The sequence below is a fragment of the Streptomyces sp. NPDC090088 genome (assembly GCF_044747345.1).
Lineage (GTDB): Bacteria > Actinomycetota > Actinomycetes > Streptomycetales > Streptomycetaceae > Streptomyces.
Genome location: NZ_JBIVDZ010000009.1, coordinates 463,921 through 480,682 on the forward strand (window position 1 = coordinate 463,921; position 16,762 = coordinate 480,682).

A 16,762-nucleotide genomic window follows, 5' to 3' on the forward strand; every position below is an offset into this window, starting at 1 on the left:
AGCGCGTCACCGGTGTGACGTGAACTCCACCACCTGCTGGAAGGTCGGCCGGTTCTGCCAGCTGATGTTGTAGTGCTTGATGCCGCCCAGGGTGCGCTGGACGATCGAGTCGGCGCACCACTGGTCGCCCGCCGAGCACAGGGTGTCCCCGGGGTAGACCGTGGACGCGCTGGTGCCGGCGGCCGTCTTCAGCGTGCTGATCAGGATGTCCCGGCAGGCGCTGAGGCTGCCGCCGCCGCAGTACTGCGCGGCCAGCGGTCCGGACACGGTCTGCCCGAGCACCGACCGGATGTCCTTGTCGACATAGCTCCACCAGCCGTACTGGAAGGAGCTGCCCGCGTGCGAGCCGGTGGGCCCGTGTGCGGCCGACGGTGACTCGTCGATCGGCAGGTTGGCGGTGATCGCGGTGTACAGGTCGGAGCCGAGGCCGGGCTGGAACTCGGCCTTCACCAGCAGCGGCCACCAGGCGTCGAGGATCCGGATGGCGTCGGCGTTGGCGTACGTCTTCGAACCCGCCGAGGTCTCCGTGCGCTTGGCGCCCGCGGTCAGCCAGGTCTGGAGCTTGGTGACGGCCGCGGCGGCCGTGGAGTCGGTGACCGTACTGCTGTTGATCACCTTCAGCAGGTTCGGCAGGACGTCCTCGCCCCGCAGGTCCTCCAGCGATGCGTCTGCCATGGCCTTGACAAGCGAGGAGCGGGTGACGCCCCCGGCGGCGACGAGTTTCTTCACCCGGTCGTTGAGGAGGTTGCCCCGGTGGACCGAGCCGTCGCCCCAGCTCGCGGTCGTGTAGTCGAGCGCCTGTTTGTTGTTCCAGGAGACGTAGTAGTCCTGGTCGATGGAGTTGGGGTGCTGGGAGGCCGGGGTGTAGTCGGAGGTGTTGGTGGTCGGGTTCCAGTTCTGCCACTCGTAGGCGGCCTGGCCCCAGACCGGGAACTCGGGGTCGACACCGCTCGGGCGCACCGGGTTGTCACCGCTGTTGTAGTACGCGGTGTGCGAGGAGTCGGCGTAGAACCAGTTGAAGGTGTAGTTGATGTGCTGCACCGCGCTCTGGAAGGTCTGCGGGCTCTTCACATAGTCGGGATCGTTGAGCATCTGGAAGCCGATGATCGAGTCGGCCTCGTGCATGTAGGAGGAGCGCAGGGTGGTGTAGGCGACCTTCTTCCCGCCGACCGTCGCCCGGTACTGGACGGGTCCGTACTTGGTCTTCCACACCCTCATCGTGTACGAGCCGGCGGCGGTGGAGTCGGCCGTGGTGGGCGTCCAGGAGTTCTTCTGCTCCACCTTGTCCATGGCCGTGCAGGTGCCGTGGTACAGGTAGTGGTAGTCGTCCTGGCAGAGTTCGACCGCGTAGGAGTCGATGATGTCCTGGCCGGAGGTCGTGGCGGACCACGCGTAGTCCTGGCCGCGGCCGAGTTCGACGTACATGCTCAGCCCGGCGAAGGAGGCACCGCGGGCGCTGATGCCCGGGCCCTGGATCTCCTGGAGCATGAGCAGCTGCGGGGCGAAGTAGCCGGTCTGCGGTCCGAAGACGGCGATGGGGTGACCGCTCGCGGTGTACTTGCCGCTGACCACGAGGGCGTTGGACATCCCGCGCCTGGCCGAGCTGAGCGCGGTCGCGGTCGCCGCGGCGGAGGTCGCGCTGGCGCTCTGGTCGGCGCCGGTGCCGGTGGCGTCGTAGACCAGCGGCTCGGTGGTCACCGTTCCGGAGTCGGGCAGCGCCTCGCCCTGCGGGTCGGAGGGCTTGGTGCCGTACGGGAAGCTCTCGCCGTTGTGGACGGTGAGCACGGCCTCGGGGTCGTTGCGCTCGCGGAAGGACTCCCAGACCTTGGTGCCCTGCGTCACGCCGTACTGCTCCTGGGCGGCGAGCAGCGAGATGGCGTTGTTGACCTCGCCACCGCCGCCGGAGCCGAACAGCGCGCCGATCACGGAGGCCAGCGCCACCAGGTCGGTGATCTTGAAGTGGTCGATCGTGCCGGCGTTGGTGATCGAGTCCTTGTGCCCGGTCAGGACGTACTCACCGGGGAAGTAGCGCCCGCTGTCGGAGGCGTCGATATAGGCGTTGATGCCGGCGAGGTAGGCGTTGGCGTCGTCGAGCGCCTGCTGGCCGCGGGTGCCGTTGTTGGCGACGGCGTTGTCGATCTGCGCCTGGAGGTCGGCCTCGGTGTAGGGGGCGTTTCGATAGAACTGCTGTTCAAGGCCCTGGTTGGAGGCGGCACCGCCGGCGAAGGTGGTGAGCTGGCCGCGCCCTACGTGCCGGAACACGTCCATGAGCCACAGCCGGTCCTCAGCTGCCGCATAACCGGCCCCGAACTCGGTGCCGTATCTGGTGGTACCAGTGATGTGCGGCACACCGGTCGCCTTGTCGCGGACGATGGTGACGTCGCTGCGGCCGGCCGGACTCTCCGTGGAGGCGACTTGACTCGATGCGACCCCGAACGACGAGTCGTTGAAGAACGTGTTGATCTTCGCGTCGGTAAGGGTGGAGTAGCCGGTGGCCAGGTTGTTGTAGGGGCCGAGCTGGTCCTCGGCATGGCTGGGCTGGGTGCCGAAGGCCTGGTTGAGCAGGATCTGGGCGAGCGTGGCGTTGCCGTTCTCGCCGGGCGGCAGGATGTCCGAACACTGCCCGCCGCAGTAGTCGTTGGACGCGGCCGCGGCGGCCGGGGTCGCCTGGGCCAGCGGGGAGAGCAGGCCGACCACGAGAACGCAGACGGACGCGACTTTCAGGAACCCGGGGAACTTGCGGGGAGTTCTCACTCTGTCGAACAACGCGTGATGTCTGGAGCGTCGTTGCATGACATCTCCTCTGGACGAGGGGTGGTGCCGGACGTTACCGCCGGTATCCCCGGGATTGAAGATGAACATGCGTCAAGTTTTGGAGTGGTCGTCGGCCCGGCCGGCACCACCGGCCGTCGGTCAAGGCGGGCGGCCTTATGGACGGCATCGGAAATCGGATGGAGCCGATTCGCGTGTCGATACGTCTATACGGCAACGTCGCGCGAAGTCCGTGCGGCGACGCCGAAGTGACCGAAGTACAGGTGCAGGTGTGACGGAGGTGCAGGGCGATGGCCGGTTTCCGGAGTCTGGCGAGACAGGTGCGAGACCCGCGGTGCGATCTGGCGCTGCGGCGTTACTCACTGCGCAAGTGCCTGGAGCGGTTCGCTCCTTATGGGCACCGCGCGACCTGGGACCATCTGTGTGCGCGGGCCGGGTTCGGCCCCGAGGACCGGTCCCCCGATCCGGCGCGTCTCGTGGGCGCACTGGACGAGCTGGAAGAGGCGCGGGCGGTCTGGCTGGCCTATGAGGTCGAGTTCGCCGAGCGCCGCAAGAAGGAGAAGCACGACGGGCTGCGCCGCCCGGGCAGCGTGGACGACTGGCACCGGCTGACCTGGGGCGGATTCGGAGTGGCCTGGTGCGACGACCCACGGGTCCATCCCGACGAACCACTCGCCGAGGTGCTGCGACGGCTGATCGCCGCCCTGGAGCGCGAGCCGGGCACGGTCTGCCCGGTGTGCGCGGGGGAGCGCCTCATCTGGAAGTACGACCTGGACCACGAGCCCTCCGCCGGTCCGGTCTGCGCGGACTGCGGGATCCTGGTGCCGCGTCCGGTGCTCACCCCCGAGGCCCTGGCCTACGCCAGGCGCGGGCGGCTGCTCATGTCGGCCTGACCACGTGGGGGTGCGCCGGGGATGCCGCACCCCCCAACTGCCGGTGACCTGGCCGTTGTCAGTGGCGCCCGGCACCATCGGGGCATGGAACTACAGGTCTGTCTGAACGGACGCCGTGGCGGTGCCGACGGCGTGGGCGCGCCGCTGTCGCCGGCGGCGCTGGCGGATTCCGCCGCCGAAGCGGTCACGGCCGGGGCCACGGAGATCCATGTGCACCCGAGGACCCCGTGCGGGCGGGAGAGCCTGTCCCCGCGCGTGGTCGAACCGACGCTGGACGCGTTGCGCGCGCGGGTGCGCGTCCCGATCGGGGTGACCACCGGCGCTTGGGCCGCACCCGATCCGGCGCTGCGGCTGAGGCGCGTGGGCACCTGGTCCGTCCTGCCCGACTTCGCCTCGGTCAACTGGCACGAACCGGGCGCCGAGGACGTCGCGGAGCAGTTGCTGGTCATGGGGATCGGAGTGGAGGCGGGCATCTGGTCCGGCACGGACGGGGCGGCGCGGTTCGCGGCCTCGCCGCTGGGGCCGCGGGTGCTCCGGGTGCTGGCGGAGGTCACGGACCCCGACCCGGCCACCGCCGAGGACTCGGCGCGGAGCCTGCTCACCGAGCTGGGCACGGCCCACGGCCGCCCGGTCCTGCTGCACGGCGAGGAGGGCGGCACCTGGCCGGTGCTGCGGCTGGCGGGCCGGCTGGGCCTCGCGACCCGCATCGGCCTGGAAGACACCCTGCTGCTCCCCGACGGCGAACGGGCGCTGTCCAACGCCGAGTTGGTGAGGGAGGCGCTGCTCCAGCGCGGCCGGTGACCGAATCCCCGCCCTACGGCCGGCGCTCGGTGCCTTCCGGCAGCAGCCTGGATCCCGCCCGCCGTTCGCCGAAGACGTCGTCCGGGTTGGACAGCACACAGGTGTCCAGCGACAGACAGCCGCAGCCGATGCAGTCGGTCAGATGGTCGCGCAGGCGGTTCAGGTGCCGGATGCGCTGGTCCAGTTCCGCCCGCCACGCCTCCGAGAGGCGGGCCCAGTCCTCCCGGGTCGGGGTGCGCTCCTCGGGGAGTTCCGAGAGCGCCTCGCGGATCGTGGCCAGCGGGATGCCCACGCGCTGCGCCGCCCGGACGAAGGCCACCCGGCGCAGGGTGTCACGGGTGTAGCGGCGCTGGTTGCCGGAGGTCCGCCGACTGCTGATGAGGCCCTTGGCCTCGTAGAAGTGCAGCGCGGAGACGGCGGCGCCGCTGCGCGCGGACAGCTGGCCGACGCTCAGCTCGTGGATCTTCTCGGGAATCTGCGGCACCCCGCAGAGATTACCCACCGGACGCGGACCGCAGTCCGTTGACAGCGGACCCGCACCCGACCATGCTAAGCAGTTGCTTAGACAATGTGTGCGCGAGTGCGAGAGGGCCGGCGACATGGCAGAACCGAGGATCTTCACCTCCCCCGACGAGCTGAAGGCGGCCGTGGGCGAGCAGCTGGGCCACACCGACTGGCTGGAGGTCGACCAGAAGCGGATCGACCTGTTCGCGGAGGCCACGGGCGACCACCAGTGGATCCACGTCGACCCGGAGAAGGCGGCCGCGGGCCCGTTCGGGACGACCATCGCGCACGGCTATCTGACCCTGTCGCTGCTCCCGCTCTTCGGCCCCCAGCTGATCAAGGTCGAGGGCGTGAAGATGGGCGTGAACTACGGCACCAACAAGGTCCGTTTCCCCGCCCCCGTCCCGGTCGGCTCCCGGCTGCGCGCCACCGCGACGATCACCGGCGTGGAGGACGTCACGGGCGGCGTCCAGGTGACGGTCGCCTTCAGCGTGGAGCGCGAGGGCGGCGACAAGCCGGTCTGCGTCGCGGAGTCGGTGTCCCGGTACTACCTCTGAGGACGGCGGGCGGCTACTTGGCCCCGACCATCCGCAGCACGAGGTCGGCGTAGAGCGCGCCGACCTCCTCGGGGGTCCGGGGGCCGTTCACGTTGAACCAGCGGGCGACGTCGATGGAGAGCGAGAGCACCGCGAGGGTGGTGCCGCGCACGTCGATGACGTCGAACTCGCCGGACTCGACGCCCTCCTGGATGATCCCGCGCACCTCGGCGTCGACCTGATGGCGCAGGTCGAGGATCTCGGCGCGGGCGTCGGGGCCGAGGGCGTCCAGTTCGTACTGCACGACCCGGGCGGTGGTGCGCCGGCCGGCGTGCCAGCGGACGAAGGAGCTGACCGCGTCGGCCAGCCGCTCGGTCGCGGTGCCCTCGCGCCGGGCGGCCGTCTGGAGGATCTCCAGGGCCCGGTCGTGACCGATGCGGCTGATCCGGTGGAGCAGCTCTTCCTTGGTCTTGTAGTGGATGTAGAGCGCGGCGGGGCTCATGCCGGCGCGGCCCGCGATGTCGCGGGTGGTGGTGGCGTGGTAGCCGCGCTCGGCGAAGGCCTCCACGGCGGCGACCAGCAGTCGCCGGGCCGCGTCAGGGGTGACCTCTTCCCACGGCTCGATCTCGCCGCCGGTCGTCTCCTCCGCCGTACTCATTGCTCGCCTCGCCCCTCTCGATACCGGAGCTCCACCATACCGCCGAAGCTGAGCGAGCGCTTAGTGTGCCCGCTCAGAGCTTTTCGGAAGCCTCTCAGAGCTTCTCGAAGGGGTCGTGTTCGGCGAGCAGCTTCTCCAGCCGGGCCTGGTCGACGCGGCTGACGATCTGGCCGGCCTCCTGGCGGTCGCGGATGACCTTCGCGAGCGTGAAGGCGGAGGTGACGAGGTAGAGGACGGCGATGCCGAGGAAGCCGCGCACCCAGGCGTCGGCCTGCAGCCGGAAGATGCCGATGACGGTGGCCGCCATCGCGATGCCGAAGGAGGCGACGGCCTGGCCGTAGAAGGCGGCGGTGTTCTGCTGTCTGACGGGTGTCTCGCTCATGGGTCCAGCATCGGCGGACGTGGCCCGCGCCACATCCGCCGGGATACTCAGGGAGGTACTCAGAACGCCGAAACGCCGGTCAGCGCCCGCCCGATGAGCAGCTTCTGGATCTGGCTGGTGCCCTCGTAGAGGGTCATCACACGGGCGTCGCGCAGGAGTTTGCCGACCGGGTACTCGTCGATGTAGCCGTAGCCGCCGAAGACCTGGAGGGCGTTGTTGGCGGCGCGCACGGCGGCCTCGGAGGCGAAGAGCTTGGCCTTGGAGGACTCGGTGGCGAACGGCAGGCCGCGGTCGACGAGATCGGCGACCCGCCAGGTCAGCAGCCGGGCCGCGTCCACGTCGACGGCGATGTCGCTGATCAGCTCCTGGACCAGCTGGTGCCCGGCGATCGGCGTGCCGAACTGCTCGCGCTCCCCGGCGTACTTCACGGCCGCGTCCAGCGCGGCCTGGGCTATGCCGACGCAGCCGGCCGCCACCGACATCCGCCCCTTGGCCAGCGCCGACATGGCGACGGAGAAGCCCTTGCCCTCCGGTCCGAGCATCGCGGAGGCGGGGACCCTGACGTCCTCCAGCACGAGTTCGGCGGTGGCCTGGCCGCGCAGCCCGAGCTTGCCGTGCACGGGGCGGCGGGTGAGGCCGGGCATGTCGGCCGGGACCAGGAAGGCGGAGACGCCCTTGTGTCCCGGCGCGTCGGTGGAGCGGGCGAAGAGGAGCACCACGTCGGCCCAGGTGCCGTTGGTGATGAACATCTTGGTGCCGTTGACGACGTACTCGTCGCCTTCGCGAACGGCGCGGGTGGTGAGGTTGCCCGCGTCGGAGCCGGTGCCGGGTTCGGTGAGGCCGAAGCAGCCGACGTAGGCGCCGGAGGTCAGCCCCGGCAGCCAGCGCCGCTTCTGCTCCTCGGTCCCCCAGCCGGCGACGGTCTTCGCGACCAGCCCCAGGGACACCGACACGATCCCGCGCACGGAGGAGTCGCCGCGGCCCAGTTCCTCCGTGACCAGGCAGTACGACAGGTGGTCGCCGCCCGAGCCGCCGTACTCCTCGTCGACGGTCAGACCGAGGAAGCCGACCTCGCCGAGCTTCTTCACGATCCCCCGGTCGACCTCCTCCGCGCGGTCCCAGGCGATCACGTGCGGGGCGATCTCGCGCTCCACGAAGTCCCGGGCGAGCTGCCGTACGGCGGTCTGCTCCTCGCCGAGTCCCAGGTTCACCATGCGACCACCCCTGTCGGATCCCGAAAGCCGTTCAAGGCCGTACATTTAAATTAGCACTGCTAGTTTATCGTTGCAGCCCTACTATGTGCGCCATGGCCCGACCGCGCAAGCCCCTCCTCAGCACCGACCGGATCGTCCTCGCGGCACGGGAACTCGTGGACGCGGAGGGGCTGGCGGCCGTCTCCACACGGCGGCTCGCGGCCGTGCTGGGGGTGAGCGGGCCCTCGCTCTACAACCACTTCCGCACCAAGGACGAGATCCTGGAGGCGGTCGCGGACTCGGTGAGCGCGCAGGTCGACCTGTCGATGTTCGAAGGCCTCGGGCAGGACGCCGGGCGGGACTGGCGGACCGCGCTGCACGACTGGGCCGTGTCCTATCGCGCCGCGCTGCGCGACCACCCGAACATCGTCCCGGTCCTCGCCCGGGGCCCCGGCCGCCGCCCGGCCGGACTGCGGCTCGCCGACGCGGTCTACGGCGCGATGGTGGGCGCGGGGTGGCCGCCGGCCCAGGCGACCTCGATCGGGGCGCTGATGCGGTACTTCATCATGGGCTCGGCGCTGGGGTCGTTCGCCGGGGGGTTCGTGGACGACGCGAGCGCGTACGATCCGGCCGACTATCCGCATCTCGGGCAGGCGCACCTGCTGGCCGACCAGCAGGAGAAGATCGACGAACGGGCCTTCGAGACGGGGCTGCGGGCGTTGCTGGACGGATTGGGGGAGCAGTTCGCGAGGGTGCAGGACGGGGTGTAGGGGGGCGTCGCAGCCACCCGTCCGAAATCCGCCAGCCCCCGCCCTCCCCCACTCCCTACCCTCGGCCTCATGAAGAACCTCGCCGCCAACGCTCCCCACCGCCTCCTTCCCACGGCCGCCGCCGTCGTCACCGTCGTGCTCTGGGCGTCGGCCTTCGTGTCGATCCGTAGTGCGGGGGACTCCTACTCCCCCGGGGCGCTCGCGCTCGGGCGGCTGCTGTCCGGGTCCCTGGTGCTGGGCGTGTTGTGTGTGGTGCGGCGGGAGGGGCTGCCGGACAGGGCCGCGTGGCGCGGTATCGCGATATCGGGGCTGCTCTGGTTCGGCTTCTACAGCGTGGTGCTGAACTGGGGCGAGCAGCAGGTGGACGCGGGTACCGCCGCCCTGGTCGTGAACATCGGACCGATCCTGATCGCGCTGCTCGGGGCCCGGCTGCTCGGGGATCCGATGCCGCCGCGGCTGCTGGCGGGGATGGCGGTGTCGTTCGCGGGCGCGGTGACCGTGGGTCTTTCGATGTCGGGCGGGGGCGGCTCGTCGGTGCTGGGTGTGGTGCTGTGTCTGCTGGCCGCCGTCGCGTACGCGGGCGGCGTGGTCGCGCAGAAGCCCGCGCTGGGCCGGGCGAGCGCGCTCCAGGTGACGACGTTCGGGTGTCTGATCGGCGCCGTCGCCTGTCTGCCGTTCTCCGGGCAGCTGGTCGGCGAGGCGGCCGGCGCCCCGCTCTCCGCGACCCTGAACATGCTGTACCTGGGCGTGTTCCCGCTGGCCCTGGCGTTCACGACGTGGGCCTACGCGCTGGCGCGGACGACGGCCAGCAGGATGGGCGCGACGACGTACGCGGTGCCCGCGCTGGTCGTCCTGATGTCGTGGCTGGCGCTCGGCGAGGTGCCCGGTGTGCTGACGCTCGCGGGCGGTGTGCTGTGCCTGGCCGGTGTGGCGGTGTCCCGGTCGCGGGGCCGGGCCTCCCGGGTCGTGGCCGCGCAGGAGACACGGCCCGAGGAGGCGCGGGAGTCGGCGTGAGGACGCCGCCCGCTCAGAACACCACCAGCGCCCGGCCGCCCTTGCCCGCCAGCATGTTCTCGAAGGCCGCCGGGATGCCGTCCAGGGCGATCCGTTCCGTCACCAGCGCGCCCAGGTCCAGGCGGCCCGCCCGGACGTGTTCGGCGAGCACCGGCAGGTCGCGGGCCGGGTCGGAGTTGCCGTAGACGCAGCCGGAGAGCGTGCGGCCCCAGTGGAAGAGCTCCAGGGCGTTGAAGGTGACCTGCTCCGACTTGCCGCCGATGCCGACCACCGTCGTACGGCCGCCCCGGCGGGTCGACTCCCAGGCCGCGCGGATGCTGACCGCGCGGCCGACGCATTCGACGGAGACGTCGACGCCCTGTTTGCCGGTGAGGGCGCGGATCGCGCGGGGTGTGGTGTCGGAGGCGACGACGTAGTCGGTGGCGCCCGCCGCCCGGGCCAGCTCCTCCTTCTCCGGGGAGACGTCCACGGCGACGATCCGGGACGCGCCGGCGATCCGGGCCGCCTGGACGGTGGCCAGGCCCACCCCGCCGACGCCGAACACCGCGACCGTCTCGCCCTCGCGCACCCGTGCCGAGTGGTGGACCGCCCCGTAGCCGGTGAGCACCGCGCAGCCGAGCAGGGCCGCGTCGGTGAGCGGGATGCCGTCGGGGAGGGGCAGCACGCAGGACTCGGCGACCACCGTCTCCTCGGCGAAGGCGGCCACGTTCAGGCCGGGGTGGAGCTCGGTGCCGTCCGCCGTGCGGGCGTGGACGCCGGCGGCGCCGGCCAGCGCGTCGGCGCACAGCCAGACCTCGCCGAGCGCGCAGGCATGGCAACGGCCGCAGGCGGGCGCCCAGTTGAGGACGACCGGGTCGCCGGGCGAGAGCCGGGTGACGCCCTCCCCCACCGCCACCACGGTGCCCGCGCCCTCGTGGCCGAGGACCGCGGGGACCGGCACCCGCATGGTGCCGTCGGACAGCGAGAGGTCGGAGTGGCAGACGCCGGCGGCGGCGAGGCGGACCCGGACCTGCCCGGGGCCGGGGTCCGGGAGTTCGATCCCGGTGACGGACAGCGGGGCGCCCACGGCGGGCAGTACGGCGGCGCGGACCTGGAAAGCCATGCGGGCAACCTCCTCAGAACTGCAGGGACTTGGTCTGGAGGTACTCGGCAAGGCCGTGGGCGCCCAGCTCGCGGCCGACGCCCGACTGCTTGTAACCGCCGAACGGGGCGAGGGGGTTGAAGCGGCCCCCGTTGATGTCGACCTGCCCGGTGTCCAGGCGCCGGGCGAAGGCCACCGCCTCCGTCTCGTCCCCGGCCCAGACGGCGCCCGCGAGCCCGTAGACCGTGCCGTTGGCGATCCGGAGCGCGTCCTCCTCGTCCTCGTAGCGCAGGATGGAGAGCACCGGGCCGAAGATCTCCTCCTGGGCGATCGTCATCTCGGGGGTGACGTCGGCGAAGACGGTCGGGCTGACGAAGTAGCCCTGTTCGCGCGGGGATTCGGGGCCGCCGGCGACCAGCCGGGCGCCCTCCGCGACGCCCTTCTCGATGTAACCGCGCACCCGTGCCTGCTGCTTGGCGCTGACGACCGGACCGATCCGGTCCCCGTACTTGGCGGCCGCGGCCGCGGCCAGCTCCACCGCCTCCGCGTACCGGTCGGCGGGCACCAGCATCCGGGTCCAGGCGCTGCACGTCTGGCCGGAGTTGGCCATCACGTTGGCCACGCCGACGTTGACGGCCTTGGCGAGATCCGCGCTCGGCAGGATCACGTTCGCGGACTTGCCGCCCAGCTCCAGGGCCACCTTCTTGACGGCGGCCCCGGCCACCGCGCCGATCTGCTTGCCGACGGCGGTGGAACCGGTGAAGGAGACCAGGTCGACACCCGGGTGTTCGGCGAGCGCCTGCCCGGCGACCGGACCGAGACCGGTGACCAGGTTGAACACCCCGGCGGGCAGGCCCGCTTCGTGCACCGCCTCCGCGAACAGCTGGGCGGTGAGCGGGGTGTCCTCGGCCGGCTTCAGGACGACCGTGCAGCCCGCGGCCAGCGCCGGGGCGACCTTGGCGACGATCTGGTGCAGCGGATAGTTCCAGGGTGTGATCGCGCCGACCACGCCCACCGGCTCCTGGTAGACGGTCGAGTTGCCGACCTTCTCCTCGAAGGGGTGGGCGGCCGCCAGCTCGGCGTACGAGCCCGCGACCGCGATCGGCAGGCCCGTGTGCACGGCCTGCGCGAAGGCGAGCGGCGCGCCCAGCTCCGCGCTCACCGTCTCGGCGATCTCGTCCTTGCGGGCCGCCAGCGCGTCACGCAGTGCGGCGAGCCGGGCGGCGCGCTCGGCGGGCGGGGTGGCGGCCCAGGCCGGGAGGGCGGCACGGGCGGCGCGTACGGCGGCGTCGACGTCCAGCGCGCCGCCCGCCGGCACCCGGCCGACGACCTGCTCGTCGACCGGGTTCACGACCTCGATCACGTCCCGGCTCTCGGCGGCGCGCCAGGCGCCGTCGATGTACAGGCCGTCGTGTGCCTTCATGCTGCTTCCTCCCGGCGGGGCTCTGTCGTCCGAGTCACAAACTAGCGGCGATAGTTTTAGCGCGCCAGACGTGCCCCGGAACCATCAGAAGTCGACCTGGGCACGATCGTCCACCCTGCCCACGCTCTCCTGCGCGAAGGCCTTCTCGTAGGCCCGCCGGATCTCCTCCACCTTCCGGTCACTGACCTTCGCCGCCGGCTCCGGATACAGCAGGGTCAGCACGTACGACCGCTCCTTCTCGATCACCCCGTGCGCGTCCCGCCACTGCCCGCGCGCGTTCTGCACGGTGATCCCGTCGGGGAAGTCCGGGGTGACCTCCTTGTCGACGAAGGCCATGAACTGCCGGTCGGTGACGGCGGGCCCGCCGTCCGGGCGGGCGGTGCCGAAGAGCAGCCGGGTCTCGATGTACGGCTTTCCGCGCACCGGCGCGGCCGAGGGCTGCTCGTCGGCCAGCGCCGTGTACGCGGTCGGAGCACCGGCGAGCAGGAGGCCGGCGACGGCCAGGGCCGACCGGTTGCGGAGGGAATGAGTGCGCATGCCCCTTTCATAGGGGGTTCGGAATGCCCAAGTCCCGGTTTCCCGGCGGGTTTCACTCGTCCAGGTCCGGCAGCCGCGCCGGGGACGGGCAGATCCGTTCGCCGTGCTGGTCGAAGACGAACAGATGGGCGAGGTCGACGAGGAGCGGGATCTGCATACCGTGCCGGAGCTGGATGTCGGGCGTGGTCCGCACCAGCAGGTCCCCGGGCAGCCGCCCCTCCGCGGGCGCGGGCTCGGGAGCGGGCCCGGCGTCCGCCGGATGCTCCAGTACGACGACCGGTCCCGCCCGCTTCGAACTCGACCGGTCCCGGAGCCGGTCCAGCACGGTCGTCCCCTCCCGCCGCCGGCGCCGGACCGGCCGGCCGGCCGCGCGCGGGGCCTCCAGATCCGGTACGACGGCCGGCCGGGAACCGGTGTCGAAGTGGACGAGGACCTCGTGCCCCTGGAACTCGACATGCTCCACCAGACCGGTGAGCGGCACCTCGCCGGGCCGGGCGGCGGAGTGCCGGGCGATCCGCACCGCCTCCGAACGCAGCCCCACGATCACCTCCCGGCCCTGCTGCACCCGCAGCAACCTGTGGTCCTGGGACAGCGGTTCGGGCAGGGGCAGGGCCTGCTTGCCGAGGTGGACCGTCATCGCGCCGTCGAGCGGGGCGCGGATCACCCCGCGCAGCAGGTTGATGCGCGGGGTGCCGATGAAGGCGGCGACGAAGACGTTGCGGGGCAGCGCGTAGACCGCGCGCGGACTGCCGACCTGCTGCAGGACCCCGCCGCGCAGCACGGCGACCCGGTCGCCCAGCGACATGGCCTCGGCCTGGTCGTGGGTGACGTAGACCGTGGTGACGCCCAGCTCCCGGGTCAGCCGGGAGATCTCGGCGCGCAGATGGCTGCGGAGCTTGGCGTCCAGGTTGGAGAGCGGCTCGTCCATCAGGAAGGCCGACGGGTGCCGGGCGATGGCCCGTCCCATCGCCACCCGCTGGCGTTCACCGCCGGAGAGCTGGCCGGGGAAGCGGTCCAGGAGGTCCTCGATGCCCAGCATGCGGGCGGTGGCGTCCACCCGGGGGCGCGGATCCGCGCCGGGCGCCTCGATGCGCAGCGGGAAGCCGATGTTGTCGCGGCTGGTCATGGTCGGGTAGAGGGCGAAGTTCTGGAACACCATCGCGATGTCCCGGTCGGCCGGCAGCAGGTCGTTCGCGTACTCGCCGTCGAGCAGTAACTCGCCCTCGTCGGCCTCCTCCAGCCCCGCGATCATCCTCAGCACGGTCGACTTCCCGCACCCCGACGGCCCGAGCAGCACCAGGAACTCCCCCGGCGCGATGTCCAGCGACAACCGGTCGACCACGCGGACACCCCGCGCGTAGGACTTGCTCACGTTCTGCAGAGAGATGGCGCGTGCCATGGTGCCGCCCCCGGTCGTACGGACCTGTGGGTCACGGAAGTTAACGGAATGTGTGGGGCAGGGGGAAGACTTGTACCCGAATCCTCAGGAAGCGCCCCGCAGGGGCGCGGGGAACTGCGCGCTCAGCCACGACGGCGCACCAGCCGCGACTTCACACTCACCCCCACCCCACTGGGCGCACCCGCACTCCTCTCCGGCGACCGCAAAGCCACCCCCGAGGAAACCAACAACAACGCCCCCAGCATCACGAACGGAGCCGCGACCCCCGCCACACCGGCCACCAACCCCGCCGCGGCCGGCGCAGCCACCTGTCCCAGCCGGTTCCCGGTCAGCCGCAACGCCAGCGCCGTCGACCGCGCCCCGTCCGGCGCCGCCTGCACCACCGTCGTCATGGACAGCGGCTGCCCCACCCCCAGACAGAAGCCGAGCGCGGCCAGCATCAGGCCCAGCCCCCACACCGGTACCGGCAGCGCGATCCCCGCGCACAGCACGGCCGCCAGCAGGCACGTCACCGTCAGCAGCACCGGCCGACCGAGCAGCCGCAGCAACGGCGTGAGCACGAGCCGGCAGGCGATCGTCGCCCCCGCCCGCACACTGAGCAGCACGCCGATCACGGCCGGGGAGATGTCCCGGTGCTCGCCGACCACCGGGAGGTACGCGGTCAGGATGTCGGTCGCGGACAGCACCGAGAGGCTGATCAGCATGCCCGCGGGGACGCCCCGGGCACGCAGGATGCGGCCCACCGGCACCCGGTCCCCGCCCCCCGTCCGGGACGAGACCGCCGTACGGTCCTCGATGCGCCACAACGACGTGAACGCGACCGCCGCCCCCGCGCCCGCCACCACGAGCGCGAGCGCGCTCGTGCCCGCCATGTCGGGTCCGCCGATCAGCGCACCGGCCGCGACCGGCCCGATCAGCTGGCCCAGCGACGCCCCGATGGTGAAGTGGCCGAAGTTGCGGTCCTGTTCGTGCGGGGCCGACTGGCGGGCCACCAGGGACTGCGCGCCGATCACGAAGCAGAGGTGGCCGAGGCCCATCACCCCGCTCCACAGGGCCATCGCCCAGAGCGAGTTCGCGAGGCCGCTGAGCGCGCAGCCGCCGGATATCAGCACCACGCCGACGGGCAGCAGGGGTGCGCAGCGGCCGTGGTCGGTGCGGCGGCCGAGCGGTACGGCGGCGAACAGCGGGAGCAGGGCGTAGACGCCCGCGATGACGCCGACTGCCCGCTCGTCGGCGCCGAGCGCGAGCGCCCGGTAGGAGACCGCGGGCCGGGCCATCGACACCGCGCCCTGCGCGAAGCCGAAGGCGATGACGAGACGGAGCAGCCAGCCGCGGTTCCTGCCGGGCGCCATGGTGAAGTCCTCCAACGGATCGGTCAGATGATCCCGAACAGAATTCCTGCCCCGAGCACGACCAGGGATGTCAGCGCGGCCCACTTGACCACGAAGCGGGTGTGGTCGCCGAACTCGACCTTGGCCATGCCGACCAGGACGTAGACGGCGGGGACGAGCGGGCTGGACATGTGCAGCGGCTGGCCGATGATCGAGGCGCGGGCGATCTCCACGGCGGGGACCCCGTGGGCCTGGCCGGCCTCGGCGAGCACCGGGAGGACGCCGAAGTAGAAGCCGTCGTTGGACATGAAGTACGTGAGCGGGATGCTCAGCACGCCGGTGACGAGGGCCATGTGCGGGCCCATGCCGTCGGGGATGTTGCCGACGAGCCACTCGGCCATGTGGTCGACCATGCCGGTGCCCTGGAGGACGCCGGTGAAGACGGCTGCGGCGAAGACCATGCCGGAGACGTTGAGGACGTTCTCGGCGTGGGCGGCGATCCGGGCCCGCTGGGCGGGCATCTGCGGGAAGTTGACGGTGAGGGCGAGCGCCGCGCCGAGCAGGAAGAGCACCGGGATCGGCAGCCACTCCATGATCATGGCGGTGAGCAGGGTGACGGTGAGCGCCGCGTTGAACCAGTAGAGCCTGGGGCGCAGGGTCTCGCGGTGCGGGTCGAGGCCCTGGAAGCCGTCGCCGTCGGGCTCGTCGGGCAGGTCCGAACCGGTGCCGGACGCCGAACCGCCGGTGCGGGAAGGGGCCTTGCCCGCGCCCACCAGGACCGTCTCCGACTCCTCCACCAGCACCTCGTCCAGGGTCAGCACGCCGAGCCGCTTGCGCTCGCGGCGGCCGAGGACGTAGGCGAGGGCGAGGACGAACAGCAGGCCCACGGCGAGCGCGGGGATCATCGGCACGAAGATGTCACTGGCGTCCAGCTTGAGCGCGGTCGCGGCGCGGGCCGTCGGGCCGCCCCAGGGCAGCGTGTTCATCACGCCGTTGGCCATCGCGGCGACTCCGGTCATCACGACCAGGCTCATCTTCAGGCGCTTGTACAGCGGGTACATCGCCGAGACGGTGATCATGAAGGTGGTGGAGCCGTCGCCGTCGAGGGAGACGATCGCGGCGAGCAGGGCCGTACCGACGACGATCCGCAGCGGGTCGGCCTTGCAGAACCGCAGGATCCCGCGGACGACCGGGTCGAAGAGGCCGACGTCGATCATCACGCCGAAGTAGACGATCGCGAACATGAGCATCGCCGCGGTGGGGGCGAGGCTGGTGACGCCGTCGATGACGTAGTCGCCGAGGTGGGCGCCCTTGCCGACGAACACGCAGAACAGCGCGGGGATCAGCACGAGCGCCGCGATCGGCGACATCTTCTTCAGCATGATCAGGACCAGGAAGGTCGCGATCATGGTGAAGCCGAGGATGGTCAGCATGAGTGGATTACCTAACGTTCGCCCTTGAACTCCCA

16 protein-coding genes are annotated in these 16,762 nt (G+C 71.5%); 5 read left to right on the forward strand and 11 right to left on the reverse strand.

The features are described from left to right. Nucleotides 1–6: 6 nt before the first annotated feature. Nucleotides 7–2,793 carry a penicillin acylase family protein gene (locus tag ACIPSJ_RS38980; protein ID WP_359209050.1) on the reverse strand — a complete coding sequence of 929 codons (2,787 nt, stop codon included), beginning with the start codon at nucleotides 2,791–2,793 and terminating at the stop codon, nucleotides 7–9. 269 nt (nucleotides 2,794–3,062) lie between these two features. On the opposite strand from ACIPSJ_RS38980, the gene ACIPSJ_RS38985 reads away from it, so the two are divergent. Further along, nucleotides 3,063–3,665: a hypothetical protein gene (locus tag ACIPSJ_RS38985; protein WP_359209048.1), complete on the forward strand. Its 603-nt coding sequence runs from the start codon at nucleotides 3,063–3,065 to the stop codon at nucleotides 3,663–3,665. An 84-nt stretch (nucleotides 3,666–3,749) separates the two neighbouring features. Next, entirely contained in the window at nucleotides 3,750–4,466 is a 717-nt protein-coding gene (locus ACIPSJ_RS38990; protein WP_359209045.1) for a 3-keto-5-aminohexanoate cleavage protein, read from the forward strand. A 13-nt stretch (nucleotides 4,467–4,479) separates the two neighbouring features. Here the strand turns inward: ACIPSJ_RS38990 and soxR are convergent, their stop codons facing one another. Then, a complete protein-coding gene (soxR, locus tag ACIPSJ_RS38995) occupies nucleotides 4,480–4,950 on the reverse strand; it encodes a redox-sensitive transcriptional activator SoxR (protein WP_359209042.1) in 471 nt (156 codons plus the stop codon). 115 nt (nucleotides 4,951–5,065) lie between these two features. Here soxR and ACIPSJ_RS39000 point away from each other — a divergent pair, with 115 nt between their 5' ends. Beyond that, nucleotides 5,066–5,527 (forward strand): MaoC family dehydratase, encoded by a 462-nt coding sequence (locus ACIPSJ_RS39000; protein ID WP_359209039.1) that lies wholly within the window; start codon nucleotides 5,066–5,068, stop codon nucleotides 5,525–5,527. A gap of 13 nt (nucleotides 5,528–5,540) precedes the next feature. On the opposite strand, the gene ACIPSJ_RS39005 is transcribed toward ACIPSJ_RS39000, so the two are convergent. The 3 genes from ACIPSJ_RS39005 to ACIPSJ_RS39015 form a co-directional block, all read right to left on the reverse strand. Continuing rightward, entirely contained in the window at nucleotides 5,541–6,164 is a 624-nt protein-coding gene (locus ACIPSJ_RS39005; protein WP_355717780.1) for a TetR/AcrR family transcriptional regulator, read from the reverse strand. Nucleotides 6,165–6,258: 94 nt separating this feature from the next. Continuing rightward, the gene (locus tag ACIPSJ_RS39010; protein ID WP_355717777.1) at nucleotides 6,259–6,546 is read right to left on the reverse strand and encodes a YiaA/YiaB family inner membrane protein; all 288 of its coding nucleotides are present in this window, start codon (nucleotides 6,544–6,546) and stop codon (nucleotides 6,259–6,261) included. A 59-nt stretch (nucleotides 6,547–6,605) separates the two neighbouring features. After that, nucleotides 6,606–7,757, reverse strand: coding sequence for an acyl-CoA dehydrogenase family protein (locus tag ACIPSJ_RS39015; protein ID WP_401353105.1), 1,152 nt, complete (start codon nucleotides 7,755–7,757; stop codon nucleotides 6,606–6,608). A gap of 95 nt (nucleotides 7,758–7,852) precedes the next feature. Between ACIPSJ_RS39015 and ACIPSJ_RS39020 the strand changes: the two genes are divergently transcribed. Together ACIPSJ_RS39020 and ACIPSJ_RS39025 are read left to right on the forward strand one after the other, a co-directional pair. After that, on the forward strand, nucleotides 7,853–8,509 hold the full coding sequence (locus tag ACIPSJ_RS39020) for a TetR/AcrR family transcriptional regulator (protein ID WP_359209035.1): 657 nt from the start codon (nucleotides 7,853–7,855) through the stop codon (nucleotides 8,507–8,509). A gap of 69 nt (nucleotides 8,510–8,578) precedes the next feature. Next, nucleotides 8,579–9,523, forward strand: a complete 945-nt coding sequence (locus tag ACIPSJ_RS39025) for a DMT family transporter (protein WP_401352958.1) — start codon at nucleotides 8,579–8,581, stop codon at nucleotides 9,521–9,523. 13 nt (nucleotides 9,524–9,536) lie between these two features. Here ACIPSJ_RS39025 and ACIPSJ_RS39030 read toward each other — a convergent pair whose 3' ends face one another. From ACIPSJ_RS39030 to ACIPSJ_RS39055, 6 genes are all read right to left on the reverse strand, one after another. Next, nucleotides 9,537–10,625, reverse strand: a complete 1,089-nt coding sequence (locus ACIPSJ_RS39030) for a Zn-dependent alcohol dehydrogenase (protein ID WP_401352960.1) — start codon at nucleotides 10,623–10,625, stop codon at nucleotides 9,537–9,539. A 13-nt stretch (nucleotides 10,626–10,638) separates the two neighbouring features. Further along, nucleotides 10,639–12,027 carry an aldehyde dehydrogenase family protein gene (locus ACIPSJ_RS39035; RefSeq protein ID WP_401352962.1) on the reverse strand — a complete coding sequence of 463 codons (1,389 nt, stop codon included), beginning with the start codon at nucleotides 12,025–12,027 and terminating at the stop codon, nucleotides 10,639–10,641. 84 nt (nucleotides 12,028–12,111) lie between these two features. Further along, nucleotides 12,112–12,564 (reverse strand): DUF3574 domain-containing protein, encoded by a 453-nt coding sequence (locus ACIPSJ_RS39040; RefSeq protein ID WP_401352964.1) that lies wholly within the window; start codon nucleotides 12,562–12,564, stop codon nucleotides 12,112–12,114. Nucleotides 12,565–12,616: 52 nt separating this feature from the next. After that, a complete protein-coding gene (locus ACIPSJ_RS39045; RefSeq protein ID WP_401352966.1) occupies nucleotides 12,617–13,963 on the reverse strand; it encodes an ABC transporter ATP-binding protein in 1,347 nt (448 codons plus the stop codon). Between the two features lie 122 nt (nucleotides 13,964–14,085). After that, on the reverse strand, nucleotides 14,086–15,315 hold the full coding sequence (locus ACIPSJ_RS39050; protein ID WP_401352968.1) for an MFS transporter: 1,230 nt from the start codon (nucleotides 15,313–15,315) through the stop codon (nucleotides 14,086–14,088). Between the two features lie 23 nt (nucleotides 15,316–15,338). Then, a complete protein-coding gene (locus ACIPSJ_RS39055; RefSeq protein ID WP_401352970.1) occupies nucleotides 15,339–16,727 on the reverse strand; it encodes a CitMHS family transporter in 1,389 nt (462 codons plus the stop codon). Nucleotides 16,728–16,762: the final 35 nt, after the last annotated feature.

Coding starts and splice junctions, on each gene's coding strand:
- ACIPSJ_RS38980 (WP_359209050.1), bottom strand. CDS start 2,793: ATGCAACGACGCTCCAGACATCACGCGTTGTTCGACAGAGTGAGAACT.
- ACIPSJ_RS38985 (WP_359209048.1), top strand. CDS start 3,063: ATGGCCGGTTTCCGGAGTCTGGCGAGACAGGTGCGAGACCCGCGGTGC.
- ACIPSJ_RS38990 (WP_359209045.1), top strand. CDS start 3,750: ATGGAACTACAGGTCTGTCTGAACGGACGCCGTGGCGGTGCCGACGGC.
- ACIPSJ_RS39000 (WP_359209039.1), top strand. CDS start 5,066: ATGGCAGAACCGAGGATCTTCACCTCCCCCGACGAGCTGAAGGCGGCC.
- ACIPSJ_RS39005 (WP_355717780.1), bottom strand. CDS start 6,164: ATGAGTACGGCGGAGGAGACGACCGGCGGCGAGATCGAGCCGTGGGAA.
- ACIPSJ_RS39010 (WP_355717777.1), bottom strand. CDS start 6,546: ATGAGCGAGACACCCGTCAGACAGCAGAACACCGCCGCCTTCTACGGC.
- ACIPSJ_RS39020 (WP_359209035.1), top strand. CDS start 7,853: ATGGCCCGACCGCGCAAGCCCCTCCTCAGCACCGACCGGATCGTCCTC.
- ACIPSJ_RS39025 (WP_401352958.1), top strand. CDS start 8,579: ATGAAGAACCTCGCCGCCAACGCTCCCCACCGCCTCCTTCCCACGGCC.
- ACIPSJ_RS39030 (WP_401352960.1), bottom strand. CDS start 10,625: ATGGCTTTCCAGGTCCGCGCCGCCGTACTGCCCGCCGTGGGCGCCCCG.
- ACIPSJ_RS39035 (WP_401352962.1), bottom strand. CDS start 12,027: ATGAAGGCACACGACGGCCTGTACATCGACGGCGCCTGGCGCGCCGCC.
- ACIPSJ_RS39040 (WP_401352964.1), bottom strand. CDS start 12,564: ATGCGCACTCATTCCCTCCGCAACCGGTCGGCCCTGGCCGTCGCCGGC.
- ACIPSJ_RS39045 (WP_401352966.1), bottom strand. CDS start 13,963: ATGGCACGCGCCATCTCTCTGCAGAACGTGAGCAAGTCCTACGCGCGG.
- ACIPSJ_RS39050 (WP_401352968.1), bottom strand. CDS start 15,315: ATGGCGCCCGGCAGGAACCGCGGCTGGCTGCTCCGTCTCGTCATCGCC.
- ACIPSJ_RS39055 (WP_401352970.1), bottom strand. CDS start 16,727: ATGCTGACCATCCTCGGCTTCACCATGATCGCGACCTTCCTGGTCCTG.